This is a genomic window from Acaryochloris marina S15 (assembly GCF_018336915.1).
In the GTDB taxonomy this organism is placed as follows: Bacteria; Cyanobacteriota; Cyanobacteriia; order Thermosynechococcales; family Thermosynechococcaceae; genus Acaryochloris; species Acaryochloris marina_A.
The window spans coordinates 1,706,377-1,731,099 of the sequence record NZ_CP064923.1 but is presented as its reverse complement, the minus strand read 5'-3'; the positions used below and the strand labels follow the sequence as shown (position 1 = coordinate 1,731,099).

Here is a 24,723-nt window from a genome sequence, read left to right as displayed (position 1 = left end):
TAGTCTTTGAATCCTAGATTTCTTGCAACGGTTAGTAGACTTCTTACATCATTAAGCTGCCAATGGGGCAGAGGACAAAAATCCCAAGTCAGATCACAGCACAAATTGAGTGAGTAGCTCATCATGAAACGAATACTACAAGCGGGTTAGTAGATAAGACGTTTAATGAATGAACTAAACCGGTATTAGGGGTCATTGAAGGGTTATCCCCGCGAACAACTCTTCAAGCACTCAAGACATTTTCATTCTGCCCAAAGTTTTTCTTCTGAGAGGAGACTGATTAACCATGAAACTGATTCGCCCCCTATCACCTCTTGAAGAAGGGTTCGAAATCTTTAATCAGATTGCTAGTTCCCTCAATGTAGTGACGATTAGTAAAGTCAAAGGCTCTATCTCAAGACAAACACTAGAACATGCCTTAAAAATGGCTGAGAAACGTCATCCTCAGCTCCAGTGCTGTATTGATGGCCCGGTAGGTCAGTTGGTTTTCAAAAAAAGGGTTGAGGGGAGTGTTTCCCTTCGGGTAATAGAAGCTGTTGATCAGGAAACTTGGCAGCAAGTGGTTCTCGAGGAACTCAATCAATCCCTTAACAGCAGCCAATCTCTCTGGAGAACAACATTAATTTGTCACGCCGACCACAATATTAGTCATCTCATTACAACCGTGCATCATGCCATTAGTGATGGAATATCAACGACTTCACTACATTCAGAGCTACTCCGTTATTGTGGGGACATACAAGACGGAAAAGCGCTTCCATCCCAGATCCCAGCGCTCCCCTTCCTGCCCTCTCTGGAAGCAATGCTCCCCGATGAATATAAGGGATATAGAGGAAAGTTTTCTGGTGTGCTGTGGTTAATGAGAGCCGTACTAAAACAGTTTTATTTCAGACCAAAAGCACTTAGTTTCGAAAAATTTGTGCCCGTAGAAGAACGAACTTGTAATATTATTCACAGGCAAATTGAACCTAGACTGACCAGAGCCCTCTTGAAGAAATGTCGAACTGAAAAGACAACCGTTCAAGGAGCCTTATGTGCCGCCATGTTGTTGGCAGTGGCGAACCACTTAAAAATATCTGAAATAAAGAATTTATCTTTCGCTTGTCGTTCCATGGTGGATTTAAGAAGGCGTCTCTCGCCTGCCATAGGGGATGAAGACCTAGGAGGGTTAGCATCTGCGGTAGCAACCTTTCACTCCATCACTGATCGTACTGATTTCTGGCAATTAGCCAGAGAAGTAAAGCAAGCCATTGAACAAAGTCTTAACCGTGGTGAGATGTTTCATATTTTGACTATGTTTAATGAGATGTTCAACGATCTACTGGTTGAGCCTAATCAATCTTCTTTAACTCAAAAAGCCCCTTTACTCCCATCCCAGCATAAGATTGGGTATTCAGATTCTTGATAAATAAGAATTTCAATGATATTTAGATGCACAATCTTATGGCGGGAAGGGAGTAACTGTTGAAGTGACTAATGGCGGAAAAATTAATATTCCTGTGAATTATGGCCCTCTAGAACTCGAAGAAATCAGTTTCCTGCCATCTCAAGGAATATTTGGAGGGTTATTCTTTGCCGCAGTCGCTACTTTCAGAGATAAGATGATCTTCAATTTTGCTTACTCTGAACCCTCTTTAAGTCGTGGGACTGTAGAGACCTTAATCGATGATGCATTGTCTTATCTGGTGGGCAGTGAATAGGATATTACTCTGAATCATAGTGAGTTAGTTCTGCAAGCTCACTTTCGATATCACTTAGTCTTAATGAGGTTAATAGCCCCAAATCACAAGAACCTGGGGCTAGCTTCACCTTTAGTGTCATTCTATTTTCTGTTACGTCATCCTCCTAATTCATGCAATTTTCAAGCGGCTGGGTAGACTGCTATTAAAATTACCACCACCCCCGACGACGACGAAGGAAACGACGACGCCAAAATCGGAAAAAAGCGACTTTTCCTTGGCCTTCAATCTTATTCACAGCTTTAGCATCTTGCAAAGTGTTAGGGGCAAGCCTATTCTGCCCAAAGTTTACGGCAGAAAGATTTTGATGTTCTAGTGTAGTGGGAGCAATGGTTGTTAGCAGAGGTTGTATCGGTTCTGTCGTTTTACTCAGTGCCTTTTGTGTTGAAGCAGTCATTAGACATACAGAAAATAAACCTGCGCTCAGTAGTACTTTGGTGGGAGTGCTTTGGTATTGAGTCATTGTTCAGAACCTCGTTTAGTTGAAGGAAGTAAGTTGTTTAACTTGTCCTCACTATCGCGAAACTCTCAAGCCGAAACAATCCTGTTTTATTCAGGAAAATTCAGGTCTTTGAATATTGCCAATTACTCCACACCTGTTCAAGTCCTAGATCCACTGCTTGAACAAATCGCCTTGGTTCTGACTACTGAGCTGACTGGCCATGTCAAACCTGATTTTTGTATGTGGAGCGCTTAAGTCATGCCTTGGGTCGGCATCTATTATGACGATATACGTCCTGCTCACCCGGTCTGCAATGACAATGTTCTAGGAGAAAGTTTCGAGATGCGATCGCATATACTCAAAGCCACCTCCAAGTCCTATTAAGACTGGACAACCAACTCTTCCTTAAGTTCGCCAGGAATTAGGAGATCAAGCGCCAGTCTCCATAGCGATCGATCTAGCAAAAACCCTTGATGAGGAATGCCAAAACCCATCCATAGAGATCCAGCATTCCGCCAATACAATGGTCTTGATTCAAAGACAAAAGATCGAAATGTTGCCACTTCAGACCAGTAGTTTATGCACTAGCGATTTTTAGCGCTTGTTGGAGCCGCTTTAAATCTTCTCCTCGCTGATGGAGCAATAACCAAGACTCCATCAAATCAGGCCCCTTCATATCTCCCGTTAGTGCAGCACGAAGCGATCTCATCACCAATCCCTTCTTCAGCTTGTTCTCCTTCACCGTCGAATTAATAAACGATTTCGCCGTTTCTGCCGACAATTCAGCTCCTTCCACAGCAGCGAGCGGGTCGATCACCCCTTGCAAGGCTACAGCCACCCCTTCTTGACTCAACTGCTTTTGAGCATCCTCCGTCCAGGTCAGCTCATGGGTAAACAGAAACTGCGTCATCTCAGTCACATCCTTGAGTCTAACCAAACTAGGCTGAATCAATGCCGTCACTTGGTCCACCCAAGGTCGATCTGCAACCGGATCAAAGTCATAATCCGCAGCTTGCCAATAGGGAATCAACGCATCAGCCAACTCAGCTAGGGGCAGCTCATGCAGATATTGACTACTGATCCAATCCAATTTATCCCAATCAAACTTGGCTCCCGCCTTATTCACCCGTTCAAAGTCAAACTGGGCTGCCGCATCACTAAGGCTAAAAATTTCTTGGGTCGCATCAGGGGGAGACCAGCCCAACAGCGTCATATAGTTCGCTAAGGATGGAGCCAAAAACCCCATCTCCTGAAAATCAGAGATAGAGGTCACCCCATCTCGTTTCGAAAGCTTCCGCCCCTCCTTATTCAAAATCAAAGGGGTATGGGCAAATTCAGGAACCGTACCGCCAAAGGCTTGATACAGCAAAATCTGTTTGGCCGTATTGGCAATATGGTCTTCTCCTCGAATCACATGAGTGATCTTCAGATCCATATCGTCCACAACCACCGCCAAGTTATAGAGGGGTTGTCCCACTTCGCCAGAGGCCGTGGCTCTCGCAACTACCATATCGCCCCCCAGATCTCGTCCCTGCCAATGCATCGGGCCGCGGACCAAGTCCTTCCAGGTAATCGACTGATTATCCTCAATCTTGAAGCGGATGACCGGCTGACGGCCTTCGGCCTGAAAAGCAGCCTCTTGCTCTGCTGTTAAATTGCGATGCCGATTATCATAACGAGGCGCTTCATTCCGCTTCTTTTGAGCCCCTCGCATCTCATCTAGCTCTTCTGTCGTGCAGTAGCAGCGATAGGCGAGTCCTTGATCGAGCAGCTTTTGAATCGCATTCCGATACAAGTCCAGGCGTTCAGACTGGAAATAGGGGCCTTCATCCCATTCCATCCCCAACCAGCGCAAACCCTCCAGAATATTTTCGGTGTATTCCGGTTGCGATCGCTCCTCATCCGTATCTTCAACCCGAAGGATGAAGGTGCCCTGGTGGTGGCGAGCATATAGCCAATTAAAGACTGCAGTTCTAGCAGTGCCAATATGAAGGTTCCCCGTTGGACTAGGGGCGATACGAACTCGAACGGTCACTAAATCTCTCGGTTACACTACAAATTCCATCCTACCGATAAAGCCACCCGAATAGAGATCCAAAAATCTCCCAGGTGGCTTTGCACGGAAATATGGGATGAGAACGGGACTGACGGGATTCGAACCCGCAACTTCCGCCGTGACAGGGCGGTGCTCTAACCAGTTGAACTACAGTCCCTTGCGCTGAGCAATCTTTATTGTGCTTATAGAAACGGCATTTGTCAAACAAATTGTGTGAAATGCCAGAAAATCATCCGACTGGAGATGATCCGTTAGTGCACACGCTGAGCAATGAGCTGCTCCTCTAAAGCTGCAATGCGGTTATAAGCAGCCGTAAGCTGGGCCGTCAATCGCTGAATTTGAATTTCAGGCGTGATGGGTCTCTCACCATGCTGTTCTCTTGAGTCAAAAGAATTATCTTCTGCTAGAACATCCTTATGGCTCAAACTGGGGCTGGTATGTAGCGAAGATTCATTAATGATTGCCCCAGACAGCGGACGTTGTTGAGATTCTTGCTGAGAAAGGGTTGTTGTCAGTTTATGATCAAGCTGCTCTATCACCTGGTGCAGGGTATCAACCTTATTACTCACCAGCGTGAGTTGTTCTTGCATTGGATCCATGGTCTTTCCCTACTGATTTGACTTTATTCCATGTTAAGGACTTTTGGAGGTAAAAGGAGTCTTTTTGAAGGCACAAAACGGAATTAAATCTAAAGTCTCGTCGCCATAAATTGAGGTTTAGATCCGCATTTTTACCTATCCGACATTACCAAATCCTTGGAACATCTACCGGTCTTGAAAGTTGAGTACTTTTACCCTCAAAAAACCTACAGAAAGTATCATTCCATGTTTGTTGAACAGGGGCTCGAATAGTCATAATTCGTTAGAAAATAAGAGCCACTTCCCTGATGGCATGTATTCTCGGCCGTTTGAGTCCTCCAATATGGGTTTCCAATCAAGCAGCGTTATCTTAATAGAGGTGATGAATAAAAAGTGATGGATCGACGTTCTTTTTTACAGACCTTAGGTGCAGTAACCTTGAGTCAATTATTAGGGGCCTGTCAACAGAACAACCGCACCGCATTACAAGTGAATTTGTTGCAGAAGACACTCCCCCCTCAATTGGTAGATAAATTCCGCTCAAACTCTAATATTCCTTTACAAATTTCGTTAAAATCCTCTACCCAGGAAATTTTCGCTCAGCTCCAAAAATGGCACCGGGAAGATCAAAAACAACCGTCTGAAAAATCGGCCCCAGACGATCAGCCCAAGCTCCCATCCCGATTAGCCAGTCTAGGGGATTATTGGTTGCCCCAGGCTATTCAACAAAACTTGATCCAACCTCTATCTGCTGATGATCTGAGTCGATGGTCTGACTTACCCCCTCGATGGCAACAGCTGGTTCGTCGCGATCTCCAGGGCCATCCTAGCGACGAAGGTAAGATTTGGGGGGCTCCCTATCGGTGGGGGGCCACCTTGATTGCCTATCGAACCGACAAATTCAGAGATTTAGGGTGGCAACCCAAAGATTGGTCAGACTTGTGGCGATCTGAACTGAAGGGGCGCATTAGCTTGCTCGATCAACCCCGAGAAATCATTGGCCTGACTCTCAAAAAGCTAGGCCAGTCCTACAACTTAGATGACTTAGACTCCATCTCAGAACTCTCCCAAGCGCTAAAGGCCCTCAATGATCAAACCCTCTTTTATGCCTCTAACCAATATCTAGAACCCTTAATTTTGGGAGACGCCTGGGCTGCAGTGGGGTGGTCATCAGACATATTGCCAGCTCTAGCACGGGAACCCGAGTTAGATGCAATCTTTCCTGCTTCAGGCTCAGCCTTGTGGGCTGATCTATGGGTCCAGGCCCAGCCTAGTCAAGCGATTAATCAATGGATTAATTACTGGTGGGAAGACACCGTCGCCAATAATTTATCGGAATTTACAGATACCGTCTCACCCCTGTTATCCGCCCAGCTCTCAATCAAATCTCGAAGCCATCGCCTCGTTGCAACCCCTGAGCAGTTCGAAAAAAGTGAGTTCTTGTTACCCCTCTCTACCCTGACCTTGCAACAATACAAACGCCTATGGCAAGCCATGCGGATACAGGCCTAAAAAACACTCCGAGGATAATTAGGATTTAACCAAAGGCGGCAAGGCAAAGCCTGGGTAGACTTAGGATCTACATAATCTGGAATCGGTTGGGATCGTCCATCCAGCATGCTAGGAATAAAATGTGGATCGCTTTGGGCAAAGTCACAGGTATAGGCTCCCAAGACAAAATCTTGGGAATCCAGCACCATCAACTGATAGCCGAAATTGCTAGCATCAGACCCGAATTTGAGTACAAAGGCATACCGTTCAAAGTAGGTATAGCGAGTCCACAATTCTGGTCGAACCATTACATTAATTTGTTGGTTGCCCACCTGCCCAACCCCATAGGCTTTCCAGTCCGAGACTAATTTTTCACCAAATTGCTCATTGGTCCACCATAGACTGGGCACCGTAAACCCTTCCTGTGACGGGGTATCTGCAGAAATAATCGGCCCATTTGGACGATTCTCTAGCAAGGTTTGTAATTCTGTAGGTAGGGCATTCGTAACAGGTTTACGCCGGGGTTGAGCAACAGCCATGTCGCTGATCAATCCAGCCAAAAACAGCATTCCCCAAAAGCAACCCCCTCTCATCACAGCCTTCCGATCGGGCTGTGGGGTCCCAACATGCAGCTTACGGGAAGCTTGCCAGACTATCGCTTGCCATACTTTTAATAGGAGGAATAATCTTGACATAACCTGCACTCATTGGGATAGATAGGGTTGCATTCACTTCCTATCTCAAAATATCGCCATACAACCTTAGCCAACTAGACCAGAGTCGCTTGTAATCAATAGTGAACAGTTGAGGCTTAAAAAGTCAATGCAATCCACTTAAGTGCTTCAATCAATCCTTTCCATTGACTAAAGCCTTTAGGCATTGGCGAGATTTGCGAAGTCATCAAGAAATAGGTGCAATCAACTCATAGCCGCCACTACAAAAAACTAAAAACAGGATTTCCTCGTCAAATAAGTCTACTTTTTCAAAAAAGAGATGAAGGATATGGCTACAAAAACGAATACAGAAATATTTTAATTGCTAAAGAGTAAAAACTATAAAGAAGCACAAGTCTGCTTCCATTACTCCTCAATAAAAATGGTAATTTCTTTCCTAAAGTAGAGGAAATTTAACCGTCAAGAATATCTAATGAGCCCTTTTGGAGATTAGTACCCAGCCTAGAGAAAACTATTTTTGAGAATGAAATATTATTTTCTTGAAAATATTTAAATAAGGGAGCTGAAAATGATACAGTTTTTTTCTAAAAAGGAAAATCTTTTCTTGATCTAGATACCATTATTAATGGGCATATTCAATATATTACTTTCCTCCCAAGCTAACGACAGCCCTACCCTCTGTGAAGACACTATCTATACATTTGACGATGACGTGACCATGACGGTTGACCACATCACCCTGAGCCGATACCAAATTCTAGAGCAACTATACGAAAGCTCTAGAACATTGGTTTATCGCGCCCAAAACCAGGTCACTCAGACTGATGTAGTCCTTAAAATACTTAAAACCCCCTATCCCACCGCTCAAGAATTAGCTGAATTCCGACATGAATATGAAATAGCCTGCGGTATTGATGTCCCTGGGACCGTTCAGCCCACCACTCTTTTGCCCTATAACAACGGGCTGGCTATTGAGATGCCAGACTTTGGCGGTATTTCCCTCTCCAACTTTGCAACCCACACCGGGAATGGCAAGCCCCATTCTCCTATGGCTGTCAATGTATTTTTAGACATTGCCCTTCAGCTGGCTAAAGCATTGGAGAGTTTAAGTCAACACCATATTATTCACAAGGACATTAAGCCTCAAAATATTGTTGTCCATCCCCAAACCTTAGAAACAAAACTGATTGATTTCAGCCTGGCATCTCTATTGCCTCGGGAAAGTACCGCTTTACTCAGTCCTAATTTGCTAGAAGGAACGCTGATCTACCTTTCCCCAGAGCAAACGGGACGAATGAACCGGAAGGTGGACTATCGGACAGACTTTTACTCCTTAGGCATTACGTTTTATGAGTTGCTGACAGGCCAACTTCCATTTCAGGCCCAAGATCCAATGGAGTTGGTGCATTGCCATATTGCTCAAGTCCCCGTTGCGCCGATCATTATCAATCCAAATATTCCTGAAGTCCTCAACCAGATTGTACTGAAGCTGATCGCCAAGATGGCTGAGGATCGGTATCAGACGGCCTATGGACTCCATTACGACCTAGCCTACTGCCGTCATTTGCTGCAGGAGCAAGGGCAAGTTAGTTCTTTTGCGATTGGTCAAGAAGATCAGCCGACGGAGTTTATCATCCCTGAAAAATTGTATGGCCGAACCCAAGAGGTTGAGGTGCTACTCAATACCTTTGAGCGGGTTGCTCAAGGGGCTACCGAACTGATGTTGGTATCGGGACATTCTGGCGTCGGCAAAACAGCCGTAATCAGCGAAATCCATAAACCCATTGTTCGGCGACGGGGCTATTTTATTCAGGGCAAGTTTGATCAACTGCAGCAAAGCATGCCATTTGCTGCTCTTTTGCAAGCCTTCCAAGATCTGTGTCAACAGTTATTAATGGAAAGCTCTAAGAGCTTAAAGCAATGGCAAACCAAAATCCTGGCTGCAGTGGGTGACAATGGCCAGGTCATTATTGATGTGATCCCAGAAGTTGAACTACTTATTGGTCCCCAACCTCCTGTGGCTGAACTCGAGCCCGGGCCTACCTTAAATCGGTTTAATCTTGTTTTTCAGCAGTTTTTCCAAATCTTTCCAGGGGTCGATCATCCCCTGGTTCTATTCCTAGACGATTTGCAATGGATTGATTCTGCTTCCCTAAAGTTCCTACAATCCCTATTAGAAGAATCAGAACGAGGGTATCTATTACTGATCGGGACTTATCGAGACAACGAAGTCCTGGAAGCTCATCCTTTGATGCAGACCCTGAGACGGCTCGAACAATCAGAACTAACCATCAGTCGACTACATCTGACCGCTTTAAACGCCAAGGATTTGAATGAACTGATCTCAGACACCTTGGCTTGCTCACCCGAGCAAACCTGTACCCTCACCCAATATTTATTTCAGAAGACCCAGGGGAATCCCTTCTTTAGTCGACAATTCTTGCAAACCCTGGAAAAAGAAGGGCTGATTCGGTTTAACAACACCCTGCGATCTTGGGAATGGGATATTACTGAAATTCAGGCATTGGCTCTAACAGGAGATGTCGTTGAGTTCATGCGACGTCAGTTACTGAAGCTCTCGCCGAAAACCCAGGAAAGTCTCAAACTCGCGGCCTGCATTGGTAATCGTTTTACCTTGAAGACCTTGGCCATTGTTTCTGACACTAGCGAGGAGGAAACCACCCAAATATTATGGGAAGCATTGCAAGCCGGATTGTTAGAAGGCGTTAAAAATGTCAGTCTGCAAGAACAAATCCAAGCAGCCGTAGATGAGGATCAGCCTCCTGCGATGGAGTATCGCTCGTCAGGGTTAGCCCCCTCCATCAGCACCTATATATTCCTCCATGACCGGATTCAGCAAGCGGCTTATTCCTTAATTCCGTCGGGCCACAAACGAGCCACTCACTTGATGATTGGTCAACAGTTACTCAAGCTAATTCCAGAGATGGAGCGGGATGAGCAGATCTTTGAGCTAGTCAATCAGCTCAACCGTGGAGCAACGCTACTCCCGACGTCGGCAGAGCAGGTGAATCTGGCTGAACTCAACCGAGTCGCAGCCCAAAAGGCACGGACCTCTACGGCGTACGATCTCGCTGCGGAGTATGCCTCTATGGGCTTGACCCTATTAGGAAAAAATGGGTGGCAGCAGCACTATGATCTGACCCTGGCATTATCTGAGCTAGCAGCTGAGGCTGCTTACTTGCATAGTGCGATTGGGACCATGGAATCATTAATCGAGTCCATTCTGACCCACGCCTCTCATCCCCTCGATCAAGTGAGGGCGTATGAAATCCAAATCCAAGCCTACACCTCCCATAACCGACTGTTAGACGCGCTCTCCACAGCCCGCCAAGCCCTTGCCCGTTTTGGCATCCATTTCCCAGGGTCCCCTCAGCCTGCAGATATCCAAGCAGCCTTTCAAGAACTTGCCCAAGAAACAGCACTGTTCAAGGTCTCAGAGTTTGGCAATTTGCCAGTAATGCTCGATCAACAACAACTAGCGGTGATGGGGATTGCAGCCAGTATGATCCCAGCAGCTTATATTGCTGCACCTGATTTATTCCCCTTAGTGACGGTGTTAGGAGTTAAAACTAGCATTCGCCATGGCAACTCCCCTCTGGGTGCATTCTTTTATGCCACCTACAGTATTTTACTGACCGGGGTGCTGCAGGATATTGACCTGGCAACCGAGTATAGTCACTTGGCACTCCAGGTAATGGAGAAGTTTGATGCCAAGCCCGTTCAACCCTCTGTACTATATAGCTTAGGAGCATTTGTCGTTCATGATTCGGCGCATCTCCAAAATGCGATCGCACTTCTGCGCGAGGGCTATCAAATTGCGTTGGACACTGGAAATTTAGAATTTGTCGGCTACTGTGCTAAAGATATTTGCCAATATTCCTATTTCTGCGGTCAAGACTTAACCAGCTTAACCCAGGACATCCAAGCCTTTGTCAAGATTTTAGACAAATTCCAAATCGCCACCACTTCCTCTTTTACCCGACTGTTTTTGCAAGTGGTCCTTAATCTCCAAGGCCAAAACCAGGAGCCCACACAGTTAGTGGGAAAAGCCTATAACGAAGTTGACGTCTTACCTCAGATGGTGAGCACCAGCAATTTAGCAGGGCTGCACTTTTACAGTGTGCATAAACTCGTTCTCGGCTATTTATTCCATGATCGTGATCATCTCCTAGACCTTGCGGATCAGGCCCGTTTCTACTTAGACGGTGGTCCAGGCTACTTTACAGGATCCATTTTTCACTTTTATGACTCCTTAGCCTTACTAGCACTCATTCCCACCGGATCAATTATTTCCGAACCCTGGCAAGCCAGAATTGAGCAGAACCAGGCTTACCTACAGCGACACGCTCAGTATGGCCCCATGAACGTCAAGCACAAGTACCATCTTGTGGAAGCGGAACGCTATCGAGTCTTAGGTGACCCTATTGAGGCCATTGAGGCCTATGATCTCGCCATTGCCTTAGCAACAGAACATAATTTTACCCAAGAAATCGCCCTAGCCCAGGAACTTGCTGCCCGCTTTTATTTGCAATGGGGCAAAACGACCATTGCCCAGACTTATATGGTGAATGCCTATTACGCCTATGAGCGCTGGGGAGCAACCGCCAAACTAGCGAACCTAGAAAGCAACTATGCCCAGTTATTAGCCCCATTCCTGAATAGTGGACTGCGGATTCAGGCGTTAGAATCTTTTAGTTTGGCACGAACCCAACCCACCCACTCCAGCCACCAAAGTGGCTTTAAAGGCCTTGACTGGGCTGCGGTCATGAAAGCATGCCAAGCCCTATCTGAAGAAATTGAACTTGAGCGACTCCTGGCCACCACCATGCAAGTCGTCATCGAGAATGCTGGAGCAGAGCGGGGCTGCTTGTTGCTTTACCAAGACCAGCAGCTCTGCCTAACGGCTCAATATCCTGAGCAAGCAACGCAGCTTCCCATTTCTTTGCACCATGTTGGGATTAATGGCCACCTGCCTCTATCCCTCATTCACTATAGTGAACGAACCCGAGAAACCCTGGTCATTCAGGATGGTCGCACCGAAACAAAATTTGCCGGTGACCCCTATCAAATTGATCGGGCTCCTCTGTCTCAGCTTTGCATGCCGATTCTGCGGCAAGGGGACCTAGTCGGATTACTCTATCTAGAAAATAATTTAACGCCCGGGGCCTTCACCCCTAATCACTTAGAAGTACTCCACCTGCTAGCCGCCCAAGCCGCCATTTCCATCGACAATGCCCAGCTCTATGCCTCAGTTGAGAAAAAAGTCACCCAACGGACCCAGCAACTCCGCACAGCCCAGCTAGAAGCAGAGCAAGCAAACCAAGCAAAAAGTGATTTTCTGGCCAGCATGAGTCACGAATTGCGCACACCCCTCAATGCCATTTTGGGGTTTAGTCAGTTGATGGCCCAAGATGTGACGTTACCGCAGCACCTGGATGAATCTCTTGCCATTATCAACCGCAGCGGTGAACATTTACTCGATCTGATTAACGATGTGCTGGCCCTGTCCAAAATTGAAGCAGGAAAAACCACCCTTCAACTCGATACCTTCAATTTTCATGAATTTTTACAGGCCATTCATGGCATGTTACAGCTGAGGGCTAAATCCAAGGGGCTAGACTTTCAATTAGAGCAATCACCTGATGTCCCTGAAGTCATCCAAGCAGATGAACGCAAACTTCGCCAAATTTTGATTAATTTATTGGGGAATGCCATTAAATTTACAGAACAGGGCGAGGTGACGTTGCGAATCACACCCCCCCACTCCAACTCTGATGAATTCACTCCTCCCAATATTAGTGTCCTCCAATTCGAAGTCGAAGACACGGGGGCTGGAATTGCCGAGGATGAGCTAGATAGCGTCTTTGAAGCATTTGTCCAAACCCAAGCAGGTGTAAAATCCCAACAGGGCACTGGGCTGGGAATCCCCATCAGCCAAAGCTTTGTACAGCTCATGGGCGGCCAGCTACGGGTTCGCAGCGAAGAGGGCATCGGAACCTGTTTCTTTTTCAACTTACCGGTGTTGGTAACGACCACTCAGGTCACCCACAAACCATCCCAACAGAGAATTCTGCGGTTAGCTGAAGATCAGCCGAACTACCGTATTTTAGTGGTGGAAGACCAAGTCGATAACCAACGACTCTTAATTGATCATTTATCTCCCCTCGGTTTTGTGATGGCTGCCGTCAGTGATGGTCCAGCAGCCATTGAAAGTTGGCAATCTTGGCGTCCTCATTTAATCTGGATGGATCTCCAGCTACCTGGGATGAATGGGCTAGCCGCTGCCCAGAAGATTAAGGATTTAGCCGCTGCGGATCACAGTCCTCCTCCAGTCATCCTGGCCCTCACTGCTAATGCATTTGATGACGTTCGCACCCAAGCCCTTGCCAATGGTTGTGACGGATTTGTCAGTAAGCCCTATATTCTGGCTGAGATATTGGATTTAATGGCTGATAAGCTCGATATTAGCTGGATCACCGAAGAATCTACGCCTTCTCAACCTCAGACTATTCCCCTTCGGCCCCTTGACCCTGAACACCTCAACCGGCTGCCTTTAACTTGGCGAGAGCAACTCAATCAAGCCGCCCTATTTTTGGATGAAGGTAAAGTCGTTGACCTGATTTCAGAAATTGAACCGAACCATCAAGAAATTGCAGCAAGCCTATACCAACTCGTCAAGGACTATCAGTTTGAAAGACTGATTCACTTAACTGAATCCAGCTAGCTTAGATGAACATCGCTAACCATCCACCTATTTCAGGACATTACACCTATTAATTGCTGTTCACATTGCACCTATTAATTCCTTACTGTTGATACCAAGCCAATAAAGCAGTCTGATGAACGTGTTGCCAGGACAAATGATGGGTTTGGGCAATCTGGGCACAGTCTTCATATTCAGGCTGGACGTTGACCAGCTGCTGATGATGATACGCCAGCTTGATCTGGATTGGACCGTAGACCGTATCAACGGCTTTAATTTCCCGTTGCAAGGTTGTTCGTTGCTGTTGCGATCGCCGAATTCCCAGCGTGCTTGTTTCTTTGAATATCACCGTTTCACAAGCCGGGGCAATTTCAGGCTGGCAAATCACCGTCAACAGAATGCCAGGGCGGGATTTCTTCATTCCCACTGGCTGGGTAAAAACATCTAAGGCCCCTGCCTGAAATAGAGCCTCAAAGACATATCCAAAGGCTTGGGGATTAAGGTCATCGATTTGTGTCTCCAGCACAACTACGGTTTCTGACTGGCTCGATGAAGATGGAGAAGCTACAGATTCACCGAGCCAGAGGCGAAGAACATTAGGCAAAGATAAGTCCAGGGTACCCGCCCCCAACCCGATCTGGTGTAGAGACATGGGGGGTGGAGGTCCAAAGGATTGAGCCAGAGTGGTTGCGATCGCAGCCCCCGTCGGCGTGACCAATTCCTTATCAATACCATTGTCATAAACCGGCACTTGTCGCCTTTGCCATAACTGTAAGACCGCTGGCACTGGCACCGGCAACTGCCCATGGGCCGCTTTAACCGTCCCACCTCCAGTCGGTAGAGCAGAACAGAACAGTTCCTCAACCCCCAACCAATACAGCCCTACACAGGTTCCCACAATATCCACGATGGCATCCGTTGCCCCAACTTCATGGAAATGCACCCGATTGGGTTCAATGCCATGCACCTTGCCTTCAGCAATGGCTAAATTCCGAAAAATGTCTAAACTCCAGAGTTCTGCCTGTTTAGGCAATTCAGCTCCCAGAATCAGGCGTTCAATTTCTGGCAAATGCCGGTGATGGGAATGCTGATGTTCAGATGATTGCCCAGCCTCTTTCTCCAGTTCCACTCGAACATAGGTGGCTTGTTGGCTTTGACGGTGAACGGAGCTGACCTGTAATTCAAATTCCTGCTCAATGTCCAAACGCCTGAAATAGTCTTGGAGAAAGGAAAGCGGCACCCCTAAATCTAAGAGCGCTCCCAAGCACATATCCCCAGCAATGCCTGTGGGGCACTCAAAATAGGCTAGTTTGGTCATAGAGGGCAGTCCCCGCACGGGAGCATCGAATTTCAGTGTACCTGTCCTTATGGCTGGAAAGCCAACTGGTCCCACTCATAGACCAAGGCCAGATGACAAAGGAGAAGATCATGGCCCAAATTTATACCGTTCATCCTCAAGACCCTCAACCACGAACGATTGACGCGATTCGGGCAGATTTACTGAACGGAGCGGTCATGCTATATCCCACGGATACGGTTTATGCCATTGGCTGTGATATGAACTCCAAAGCCGCGGTTCAACGGGTCAGACAAATTAAACAAATGTCAAATGACAAACCTTTGACGTTTCTCTGCTCGTCCCTTTCCAATATTGCTCAATACGCTCGAGTCAGCGATCCAGCCTACAAAATCATGCGCAAGCTGATTCCCGGCCCCTATACCTTCCTGTTACCGAGCACTAAGCTTGTTCCTAAATTGGTACAAAATCCGAAGCGCAAAACCACCGGTATCCGCGTCCCGAATCATCCTGTTTGTCTGGCCCTTTTGGAATCCCTGGCCAACCCGATCATCTCTACTTCTGCTCATTTCTCTGATCAGGTCAGTGTTTATGGCTGGTCTAAAAACCAAGAACCCCTTTCTCCGGCCGAGCTCTTTGATCATTTCGACAAACAAGTGGATCTGATTATCGACAACGGTCAAGATCTCAGCGACAAAGCCTCAACCATTTTAGATCTCTGTCAAAATCAGCCCACAGTGGTACGAGAGGGATTAGGTTGGGATGAGATCGCGTCCGAATTCGCCTGGGTTTAGCCTGGGTCCCGCAAACGGCAATAGTCTTCTAAGGTTTGTTCCACAGCATTCAAGATGTCGTTTTGCTGCCACCCCTGGAAAAGATGAGCTGCGATCGCACATCCGCCTGCACCGACCCCTTCTTTCACAAACCCCTGCTCAAATATCTGTAACTGCGGATAGCGTGAGGTTGCGAAATTGAGCTGGGTCGCCACTAAAGGCACCTCGCCTACCTGGTTCGCCAGGGCAACCGTATCCCCTGACGGATCCTCAACCACCCAGCGGGTGGTCCCCACAAGCATATTGTCAGGGTACCAAGGCAGTTGAAATATCTGTGAAATCTGCCTCGCCAAAGCATACACCGCCAGCATTTGTGTCCCACCCGCCAACATAACCCCACAGGAGCGACTGGCCGTAAGCATCATCCCCGCCACCACAATCTGCATTGGATCGCCCACCGCAGCCACTAGCCCCAACGGATGGGCCAGCCAGTCCTGCCGCCCCGCTTTAGCTAACCCTTCCTCGACCAGCTGATGCTTTTGCTGATGATTACAGACCGGATGGCTGCTATTCACCTGGCCTGCTACCGAGTATCCTAATCCCGTTAATATCCCTTGAGCCGTCGTTGTCCCCCCCACCACGCATTCAGCCAAAATCAGATATCCATCTGCCGCTTGCTTAGCTAGGGTTTCCCCCCACGCCAACCCTTGATTAAATAACAGCTCAACAATGGGCAGGGGCAAAGCCATCCCCGAACTGAGGCAACGGGCAGCTTGTCCACCCAAATCCACCGTCGGAACCGTGGGCAGATGCTGTAGCCCGGCATTGAAAAGCCGGAAGGGAAAGTTTTGATGGGTATAAATGGGCCATGAAATCATGGCTGGAGACACGCCTTGAGCCAAGTCAGGTAAAGGATAGGTTGGCTGAGCTTGTGGGCCATGGAATAAGAATTCTGCATCTGCAAGGGCCGTTAAACATCGAGCTGCGGGGGTTGCCCCTGCCGTCGAAATATTGGGAATTAATCCTGTCTCCGTAAATCCCAAGACACAGGCAAAAATCGGTGAACGTCCTTCATATTGCTTCAGCCACTGATTACCCCGCTCTAGCTGGGTATACACCCGCAGCATAGGTTACTCGTCCTGGTATTCAAGAAAGGTTTGCAACCATAGGGGCGGATCGGGGATGGATACCCCGATGCGATCGAAAACAAGCCAAGCCACTAAGTGCACCAACAAGATATATAAAAAAGCATTCAACAGAATCAAACCAACGGCAAAGAGTTGTATGACGATCACATCGGGCTGCAGCAGAAGACCTAACTTAATCACAACCCAATCTAAAAAGCCCGTAATTTGACGGTTGATATAGATCCAAAGATTGGTCCCGACCAGTAACGAAAGCAAATTGAGCTGGAAGAAAAATCCAATCGCCATGATCAGGATGCTCCAGCCCATCGAAACGGCCCAACTGACTTGCCGTTTCCACAACCCTCCAAGAATGACCCCCACCACACCATAAGGCATTAAAAACTGAACACTCCGAGGAGGTCCCATCAAAACGGTAATCAAAAGCGTGGTCACCCAAGCACTCATCCATGCGGAACGATTGCCCCACCGCAGATAGAGCAAAGCTGTGGGGATAGGGAAAAAAATCCGTAACAACGGTCCCAGGGGGAAATAAGTATTGATATACCAGATTAATGCTGTTGCACTAGCCAAAAAAGCCGTCTCTACCATGGGTAGTGGCTTATTGGCTGGGTTAGGAGGAACCTTGGACATTACCAACGTAAACTGAGGGTGAAATTCTTCTGACGCTGAAGATTCAAATAAATCTGGCTCATTTAATTGTGATTGCAAACGCCAGGATCATAAGCAGTACGTCCCCATTGAAGATGGAAATACACATCAATGCTTCAACTCCAATGGGACAGGTCAGTCTAGATGACCACGGATAGGATGATCCACCTAACAGGAATTAAAGAATTAAATCTTCTAGGGCATCAGTATCAATGATGCACAGAACATCCTGATTGCGTTGAATGAGGCCTTTATTTTCCAGCTTACCTAATTGGCGGGTTACTGTCTCTCGGGCCATCCCGCTGAGACTACTTAATTCTCGATGGGGTAAATTGGGAATTTCTATGCCACCTTTCCCCTCAATTCCCTGACCTTCCGCTAAGAATAAGAGAATATCTGCAACGCGGGATTGAGCATCTGCCTCTCGCAATCTCAACCGCCGATTAAGCTGCCGCAAACGACGAGCCATCAGCTTAGCCAGACGGATGCCAGCTTGAGGCTGGGTCTGCATCAGGTTCACAAAATCTGTAGAAGGCATATTCGCTACAGTTGTGGGGGTGAGGGTAATCACATCTGTAGAGCGGGGCACTTCGTCTAAGGGAGCCATTTCGCCAAAAATCTCACCCTTACCCACAATGTTTAAGGTGACTTCTTTGCCATCAATGTTATAGGTCCGGATTTTAACCCACCCATTCAAAATGAAGTAAACCGAACTTCCCCAATCATTTTCTAGGAGAATCACCCTATTTGCAGGGTGTTCGCGGGTTACAACTTGAGCAACCGCTTGATCAACGACTGGATCGGGTAAACCAGCAAAAAACGGAGTTGAACGAAGCTGAATTTCTAGTTTGTCGTCACGGGAACTGTGCCGATCATCCATAGACGTTTGGGGGGAGAAATGAGACGGTATCAAAAGGAGTGAAGCACAATTACTGGCTTGAAGCAACCATAACAAACAAACTTCCCCCCTTGAGAAAATCTTGAAGGAAAGTTGCAGACCCTAACATTGTGTGTTACATTTCTTAATATTGAAGAACTTATGGATTGCTGAGCTATCTTCTCCCTCTACATATCAGGCCTTCTTCTCAACACAGCTTATTGAACCAGTCGATTTATTCCGACTGCTTCTTCCCAGCTCATGAATATTACCTGAGCAAATAACAGTTGTTTAGATTTCATCACTTTGCGGTCGTAGACCGTGATACTTTAAAAGCTGGTGCGCTTTGTAAAAGAGGCTTTTTTCAAAAACTTTTACACAAGGCTGTGACTAGATTCGAAGTCTGTGAAATCTACTTTCCTGAATATTCATCTAAATTTTTCGCGGCAAGTTGTCTGCAAGATTCAAAGCTGTTCTCATATTTACTAGGCTTATCAATAGAGAGTGCAGTGGTAATCTACAGCAGAGTAGCGTGGCGGTGGAGCTTGGTTTGTGCCAAACAACCATCCAGTTCAAATCTAGTGTCCTTTCAATTTTTTTAACTCATATATCAATCCCCTGGAGGTATTCTCAATGTCCATCCGCCTATACGTCGGTAACTTACCCAAAGAGTTGGACCGGGACGAACTAGCTGCATTATTCACTGCAGAGGTGGGTGAACTCACTTCCACAAAAGTTGTTACCGATCGGAAGACCGGTAAATGCCGTGGGTTTGGGTTTGTCACTGTGGAAACAGATGAGCAAGCAGACCAAGTGATTGCTAAGTTAAATGGGCATATGTTCAAAGACAGTGCCTTGAAGATTGAGAAAGCTTTACCTAAAAGCAAGGAGACTACTAGCAACCCAGGGACCAGTAATAATGCTCCTCGCCGTGGCAATGGTAATAAAAGCAAATCCCACTCTTATACTCAAGCAGAAGCAGCTCAGCCTGATCCAAGATGGGCTGACGAGTTAGAAAAGCTGAAGGAAATGTTGTTTGCTCAAACCCAATCTTAAGTCGTCTTGATATCTACAGACTTTTGATAGAGAGACGCTTGATACAGCGTTTGTTCTTGGTGAGTTTCTAACACGCAGTCTGAACGGGGATAGGCCACACAGGTAACCGTATAACCTTGGCCTATTTCCGTTGAGTTCAAAAATTTCTGTTCTGATTGCTCGACTGTTCCACTGATGAGTCGAGCAACGCAAGTTGAACAATCTCCCTGTCTGCAAGCAGAAGGGAGATTTATATTATTTTCTTCCGCGATATCGAGAATATATTCATCATCTGGAATATTAATTGTGTGATCTAGATCAAGTTCGGGGTTGATAAATCGGACTTGGTAGGTTGTCATGATCAGGAAGAAGCACCTTGTACGCAATGAATGGCTTGTAACAGCCCCTTAGCCTTGTTGAGTGTCTCTTCATATTCTCGAATAGGCTCAGAATCTGCCACAATCCCTGCTCCTGCCTGCACCGTTACAAGATGTTGCTCATGAGATTGTTGTTGGACAACCATCGTCCGGATCGAGATGGCCGTATTTAGCTGACCCTCAAAATCATAGTAGCCATACACCCCTGAATAAGGCCCCCGTCGACATCCTTCTAGTTCATGGATGATTTCCATGGCTCGAATCTTAGGCGCACCACTGACTGTACCGGCAGGAAAGCAGGCTTTGAGTAAGTCCCAGGCAGTTTTGTCCTCCTCAAGTTCCCCCACAACATTGCTCACAATATGCATGACATGGGAGTAGCGTTCGATCACCATCAGATCCTCTGACTTCACCTCCACCGACCCTTTGCTACAGACTCGTCCTAAGTCATTCCGCCCTAAGTCGACAAGCATGACATGCTCTGCAATTTCTTTCGGATCTTGGAGGAGTTCTGCGGCCAAAGCAATATCCTCTTGGGGCGTTTGCCCACGGGGACGAGTCCCTGCGATTGGTCGCACGGTCGCTGCTAATCCTCCATTCCCATAGGTGCTATGTTCCGCTTTCACCATCACTTCTGGACTGGAGCCAATAATTTGCCAATCACGAAAGTGCAGGTAGGACATGTAGGGAGATGGGTTGATCAAACGCAAGGAGCGGTAAAGCTCAAACGGGTCGCCTTGATAGGCTGTAGATAACCGTTGGGATAAAACAACCTGGAAAATATCCCCAGCTTTGATATAGTCTTTCGCCTGCTGGACATTGCGACAGAATCCAGCTGGGGTCGTATTACTGGTAAAGTCAGCCGTAACGGACTGGGTGGGCGTCATACCCGTCAGCTCTAAGCTTTGTCGATCGAGGGGCTCTTGTAGCTTTTGGACCAGATGTTCAACGCGATCGCATGCTTGCTGATAAGCCACCTTCAAATCAGGCGTTTGTTGTAAATCAGCATAGGCAATGACCCAAATTTTGCGCTGGACCTGATCAAAAATCATTAAATTATCCACCTGCATCCAGAGCCCATCCGGTAAATCTGAGCTAGAGGCGGGATGAATCGGTACCCGTGATTCAATCCAATTAATTAATTCATATCCCCAGAAACCCACAAGACCACCAATGCCAGCGGGCAGCTGAGGAAGCGTTACCGGTTGATAGGGTGCTAAACAATTTTGGAGAATTTGAAAAGGGTTACCGGTAAAAGGCACCACCGACCCATCACGATAAGTCTGGGTTGTTTGCTGGCCTCGAGTTTCCAAAACCCAGACTGGATCGCATCCCAAAAGACTATACCGGGCTAGATGTTCTCCCCCTTCTACAGATTCCAGCAAAAAACTATAGGGTTGATCCGCACAGACCCGATACCAGGCAGAGACAGGTGTATCTAGATCCGCAATCCATTCTCGATAAACAGGGATAAAATTGCCCGATTGGGCCAACGCTTCAAATTGACTAAAGTCAGGCAAAATCGTCACTGCAATAACCTATCTATTGAGGAAAACGGCCAAGAAATACGTTAATGGCAAAACAATATCAAAAAAAATTTGAACCCCACCAATGGAGGGGTTCAGGCATAGAAGAAAAAATATACAACGCCTAATCTAAATCAAAAGCGTTGTCTTGATAGCAATCAGCCTAGTCGTAGGCTTGCTTACCTGTGTATTTGATGGCGCCAGGGTTAGGATTTTCGCCAATGGAGCGAGCTACGCTGTTAACTGCAGCACGACCTTCATTGGATTTCTCAGGAAAGACACCATCTTTTGGATGTAGGAGAGTATTCGATCCATCAGGCAACACCCGGTAGATCTTATAGTCCATGATCTTCTTGATACGCAGTTGTCGGAGACCAAGAGCTAGACATTGTTCTTTGCGAGCAAGATACAAGAGATTTTCACCCTCGTTCATCACCGCTGCACCACCGGTGGGCATTTCGAAGACCTGTTGCTTCGGACTTGTCCAGGTGATGGCATATTTTTCTTCTGTTTCAGCGCTCGAGAGCAATCCGCCAGTGCTGCCGCCGAACAATGGGGTTTGTCCAGTCAGTGTTTCTGCCATTAACTTTTCTCCCAATACGGTACTGATTGAGGTACCTAAATCTCTTCTAGAGGGCATCGTATCATCGTGTCTGTCCCCTTTAAGCAAGTTCAGCTTGAACTGTTACAGTTCTTCAGGGATCAAGGGCATGAGGAATCTACAGACCGATGATTTGGTAGAGAAACCTGATGGGAAGAAGGGGGAGTTTGAGGCTGTGGGGGCGTCTCTATACTATAAATCGTAAAATGCATCGTAGTTCCCTGATTTCTCCCTTGGGATGAGGCCCAAATTCTCCCCCCTAGATGATGAATAATTTGACGGCAGATCGCCAAGCCTAACCCGGTCCCCCCCGTAGTTCGCCTGAGGGCTCCTTCTTCTTGGTAAAACCGCTCAAAGACTGAACCCAAACAATCTGGATCGATGCCTCTACCGGTATCAGCAACGGTCACTTCTAGCATATGTTTAGAGGCAACTTTGGCGTCTATCTTGATTTGGCCATCGGCCTCAGTAAACTTGCAGGCATTGTCTAGTAATTTTGCCAATACTTCTACTAGCCACTCGCCATCGACTTGGGCCAAAGGCAAATTCTCAGGAATATGGGCCTCGATATGAGGAAGGGCCTGACTCAAATGCTGCGCCTTGATATTACTGAGGGCTAAATTCACACATTCTTGCAGGGCTAAGGGTTCAGAATTCCACTCAATTCTGCCGCTTTCTAAGCGGGATAAGGTTAAAAAGTCTTGGATTAGTTTGCGCATGCGCTCGGCGTCGGAAAGAGCTGTGCTCAACATAATTTGCTGCAGTTCGGGTGCCATATCCGGCTCACTCGTCAGACTCTCTAGACAAATCTGAATGGTTGAGAGGGGGGTCCGCAGTTCATGGCCCGTAATCGCAATTAAGTTACTTCGAGCCTGTTCCAAATCCGCCAATTGTTGGTTCAAAAGGCCTAAGTCCGCAAAGGATTGAGCTTGAATGAGAGCAATACCGATTTGAGATGCGATCGCATCCACTAACGAAATCTCAGCGTCCTTCCATACCATCTCGTCTGGAGGATCCGACTGGTGGAGTTCTACCATGCCCAGTAACCGCCCTTGGTACCACATGGGAACCAGCAGGAGGGTCTGAATTTGAGCAGTATGCACCCAATCTTGTAGCAATGAAGACTGCTGTAAACGGACATCGGCCATCGCATCGCTGACATACATCCACTGTTGAGTGTGGAGCACTTCCTGAAACCAGGGGTTGTCCTGCAACGGCCAGATTTGGCCTTTAAGGGATTGCTGCCCGGGTTGGACAAACTCATATTGGAGTCGCGTTACCTTATCCTTGGCCAGACATCGGTAGATTAAACAGCGGGTGGTACCGAGGGCTTGCCCCAGTTCCTGTACTGCAACCCCCAACACATGATCTGGATCTAGGGATCGGCGGATTGCAGCCGTAATGGAATTGACCAAATGTTCTTTGCGGGCTTGAGTCGCAATCTGGCGGTAGGCTTTTTGCTGGCGATACTGACTGGCCTGCAGATAAGTCACTAGTCTGTCCGTAAAGGGACCTGGCTCCGTTTGTCGAACGGTCGAAGCCACATAAGGAACAATCTGGGCTAGGGCTTGAGTCACCTTGGAGGTGAGGTGGGGACGATACTGAGTGATTCTCTTCAAGAATAAATAGGCGGCTTGACAACTCACCCGTCGATCAAAGGTCCATATGCCTTCGTAACGACGAGCTTGATCCATCCGTGGGGCATTTAATGGGTCTGAAGTCTGGAGTTGAGGATGTTCACGACAGGCAAGGCATGCAGCATATTGTTGCCCTACAACAATCACGTGCCATTCCTGAGTTAAGGGATCTGCCGCGTCAAAGGCAATCGTTTCATAGGGATCTGACCCATCACCAAACGCTTGCTCAGGAGTTGCCAGAATATAAATTTGCGGTGAACGAGCTGCAAGGCGGGCGTAGCGATGGAGGGCCTTACGGTAGTAGCGTTCCCGTTGACAACTAATAATCACTAAGGGGTGATCAGTCCCTGCAAGTACCTGATCTTCCATCGCCCGCGACAAAGCCGTGAGGGAAGACTTAAAATACATTTGCGGTCTAAGCTGGGGCTGTGCCTCCAGAAGCTCCTGTATGAGGGAGGTAGCAATGAGCATCAACGTTGGCTTTGGTCGAAATAGAGTATGGGCCGCCAAAACTAGCCTACTCGATCCTCCCAGCCTTACAGCACTCCAGAGAAAGGCAAAATATCGTTATTACATGCAAAAAGTTGATTAGTTATGAATTTGGCGTCTTTCCCCTGGCTGGAAGCTGACATAATTCGTCATAGTTTGAGGTTAATGAAGAGTTATCAGCAATGGACCGGAGAACAGCTTGTTGACGCCCCATCACCAGCCCAGATCGCCCATAATTTATTTCATGCCCCTTTTGTATTGCTCTCCCATGGTATTCAAGCTGACCCAGTTCTCAATTACGGTAACCAGTCAGCCCTTGACCTCTGGGAAATAACCTGGCCTGAACTCATCTGCATGCCTTCTCGCTTGACCGCAGAGCCAGTTGAACGCCAAGGTAGAGCACAGCTCCTCAATCAAGCAGCCCAGCAGCACTATATTCAAAACTATCAAGGGATTCGGATCTCCACCACAGGCCGCCGATTTAGAATCAGCAATGCGGAAATATGGGATGTCTGGGATGAAAAAGGGCAAAAATGTGGGCAAGGGGCAAGGTTTAGCCAGTGGCAGTGGCTATAAATAGCTTCACCACCATTGGCTAAATCTTGCCCCTT

At 47.2% G+C, this 24,723-nt stretch carries 20 protein-coding genes and 1 tRNA gene; 8 read left to right on the top strand and 13 right to left on the bottom strand.

Features of this window, described 5'->3' with window-relative positions; all coding sequences use genetic code 11:
* Positions 1-286: 286 nt before the first annotated feature.
* Positions 287-1,405, top strand: coding sequence for a phthiocerol/phthiodiolone dimycocerosyl transferase family protein (locus I1H34_RS08610; protein ID WP_212665238.1), 1,119 nt, complete (start codon positions 287-289; stop codon positions 1,403-1,405).
* 64 nt (positions 1,406-1,469) lie between these two features.
* Complete coding sequence (locus I1H34_RS08605) at positions 1,470-1,700, top strand: hypothetical protein (protein ID WP_212665237.1); 231 nt, start codon at positions 1,470-1,472, stop codon at positions 1,698-1,700.
* 190 nt (positions 1,701-1,890) lie between these two features.
* Here the strand turns inward: I1H34_RS08605 and I1H34_RS08600 are convergent, their stop codons facing one another.
* The 4 genes from I1H34_RS08600 to I1H34_RS08585 form a co-directional block, all read right to left on the bottom strand.
* Positions 1,891-2,202, bottom strand: a complete 312-nt coding sequence (locus I1H34_RS08600) for a hypothetical protein (protein WP_212665236.1) — start codon at positions 2,200-2,202, stop codon at positions 1,891-1,893.
* Positions 2,203-2,758: 556 nt separating this feature from the next.
* Positions 2,759-4,216, bottom strand: coding sequence for a glutamate--tRNA ligase (gltX, locus tag I1H34_RS08595; RefSeq protein WP_212665235.1), 1,458 nt, complete (start codon positions 4,214-4,216; stop codon positions 2,759-2,761).
* Positions 4,217-4,320: 104 nt separating this feature from the next.
* Positions 4,321-4,394: transfer RNA gene (locus I1H34_RS08590), tRNA-Asp, on the bottom strand.
* 94 nt (positions 4,395-4,488) lie between these two features.
* Positions 4,489-4,836 carry a hypothetical protein gene (locus tag I1H34_RS08585; RefSeq protein WP_212665234.1) on the bottom strand — a complete coding sequence of 116 codons (348 nt, stop codon included), beginning with the start codon at positions 4,834-4,836 and terminating at the stop codon, positions 4,489-4,491.
* Between the two features lie 375 nt (positions 4,837-5,211).
* On the opposite strand from I1H34_RS08585, the gene I1H34_RS08580 reads away from it, so the two are divergent.
* Positions 5,212-6,327: an extracellular solute-binding protein gene (locus I1H34_RS08580; protein ID WP_212665233.1), complete on the top strand. Its 1,116-nt coding sequence runs from the start codon at positions 5,212-5,214 to the stop codon at positions 6,325-6,327.
* Here the strand turns inward: I1H34_RS08580 and I1H34_RS08575 are convergent.
* On the bottom strand, positions 6,324-7,001 hold the full coding sequence (locus tag I1H34_RS08575; RefSeq protein WP_212665232.1) for a hypothetical protein: 678 nt from the start codon (positions 6,999-7,001) through the stop codon (positions 6,324-6,326). The two genes, I1H34_RS08580 and I1H34_RS08575, sit on opposite strands and share 4 nt — an antisense overlap.
* A 604-nt stretch (positions 7,002-7,605) precedes the next feature.
* On the opposite strand from I1H34_RS08575, the gene I1H34_RS08570 reads away from it, so the two are divergent.
* Positions 7,606-13,725: a hybrid sensor histidine kinase/response regulator gene (locus I1H34_RS08570; RefSeq protein WP_249369933.1), complete on the top strand. Its 6,120-nt coding sequence runs from the start codon at positions 7,606-7,608 to the stop codon at positions 13,723-13,725.
* 82 nt (positions 13,726-13,807) lie between these two features.
* Here I1H34_RS08570 and larC read toward each other — a convergent pair whose 3' ends face one another.
* Positions 13,808-15,022: a nickel pincer cofactor biosynthesis protein LarC gene (gene larC / locus I1H34_RS08565; RefSeq protein WP_212665231.1), complete on the bottom strand. Its 1,215-nt coding sequence runs from the start codon at positions 15,020-15,022 to the stop codon at positions 13,808-13,810.
* 110 nt (positions 15,023-15,132) lie between these two features.
* Between larC and I1H34_RS08560 the strand changes: the two genes are divergently transcribed.
* On the top strand, positions 15,133-15,795 hold the full coding sequence (locus tag I1H34_RS08560) for an L-threonylcarbamoyladenylate synthase (RefSeq protein WP_212665230.1): 663 nt from the start codon (positions 15,133-15,135) through the stop codon (positions 15,793-15,795).
* Here the strand turns inward: I1H34_RS08560 and cobT are convergent.
* The 3 genes from cobT to I1H34_RS08545 all read right to left on the bottom strand — a co-directional run bounded on the left by cobT (position 15,792) and on the right by I1H34_RS08545 (position 18,450).
* The gene (gene cobT / locus I1H34_RS08555; RefSeq protein ID WP_212665229.1) at positions 15,792-16,901 is read right to left on the bottom strand and encodes a nicotinate mononucleotide-dependent phosphoribosyltransferase CobT; all 1,110 of its coding nucleotides are present in this window, start codon (positions 16,899-16,901) and stop codon (positions 15,792-15,794) included. The genes I1H34_RS08560 and cobT overlap by 4 nt on opposite strands.
* A 3-nt stretch (positions 16,902-16,904) precedes the next feature.
* Positions 16,905-17,552 carry a DUF2232 domain-containing protein gene (locus I1H34_RS08550; protein ID WP_212665228.1) on the bottom strand — a complete coding sequence of 216 codons (648 nt, stop codon included), beginning with the start codon at positions 17,550-17,552 and terminating at the stop codon, positions 16,905-16,907.
* A gap of 196 nt (positions 17,553-17,748) precedes the next feature.
* Entirely contained in the window at positions 17,749-18,450 is a 702-nt protein-coding gene (locus I1H34_RS08545) for a Crp/Fnr family transcriptional regulator (RefSeq protein WP_212665227.1), read from the bottom strand.
* A gap of 630 nt (positions 18,451-19,080) precedes the next feature.
* Here I1H34_RS08545 and I1H34_RS08540 point away from each other — a divergent pair.
* Complete coding sequence (locus tag I1H34_RS08540) at positions 19,081-19,503, top strand: RNA recognition motif domain-containing protein (RefSeq protein WP_212665226.1); 423 nt, start codon at positions 19,081-19,083, stop codon at positions 19,501-19,503.
* Here the strand turns inward: I1H34_RS08540 and I1H34_RS08535 are convergent.
* The 4 genes from I1H34_RS08535 to I1H34_RS08520 form a co-directional block, all read right to left on the bottom strand.
* On the bottom strand, positions 19,500-19,841 hold the full coding sequence (locus I1H34_RS08535; protein WP_212665225.1) for a 2Fe-2S iron-sulfur cluster-binding protein: 342 nt from the start codon (positions 19,839-19,841) through the stop codon (positions 19,500-19,502). The genes I1H34_RS08540 and I1H34_RS08535 overlap by 4 nt on opposite strands.
* A gap of 2 nt (positions 19,842-19,843) precedes the next feature.
* Positions 19,844-21,388 (bottom strand): anthranilate synthase component I, encoded by a 1,545-nt coding sequence (gene trpE, locus I1H34_RS08530; protein ID WP_212665224.1) that lies wholly within the window; start codon positions 21,386-21,388, stop codon positions 19,844-19,846.
* A gap of 160 nt (positions 21,389-21,548) precedes the next feature.
* Positions 21,549-21,968, bottom strand: a complete 420-nt coding sequence (psaD, locus tag I1H34_RS08525) for a photosystem I reaction center subunit II PsaD (RefSeq protein ID WP_212666200.1) — start codon at positions 21,966-21,968, stop codon at positions 21,549-21,551.
* A gap of 119 nt (positions 21,969-22,087) precedes the next feature.
* The gene (locus I1H34_RS08520; RefSeq protein ID WP_212665223.1) at positions 22,088-24,094 is read right to left on the bottom strand and encodes a DICT sensory domain-containing protein; all 2,007 of its coding nucleotides are present in this window, start codon (positions 24,092-24,094) and stop codon (positions 22,088-22,090) included.
* On the opposite strand from I1H34_RS08520, the gene I1H34_RS32730 reads away from it, so the two are divergent.
* Positions 24,087-24,215 carry a hypothetical protein gene (locus I1H34_RS32730; protein WP_283250056.1) on the top strand — a complete coding sequence of 43 codons (129 nt, stop codon included), beginning with the start codon at positions 24,087-24,089 and terminating at the stop codon, positions 24,213-24,215. The genes I1H34_RS08520 and I1H34_RS32730 overlap by 8 nt on opposite strands.
* 2 nt (positions 24,216-24,217) lie before the next feature.
* On the top strand, positions 24,218-24,688 hold the full coding sequence (locus I1H34_RS08515; protein ID WP_212665222.1) for an MEKHLA domain-containing protein: 471 nt from the start codon (positions 24,218-24,220) through the stop codon (positions 24,686-24,688).
* The last annotated feature ends 35 nt before the right edge of the window (positions 24,689-24,723 follow it).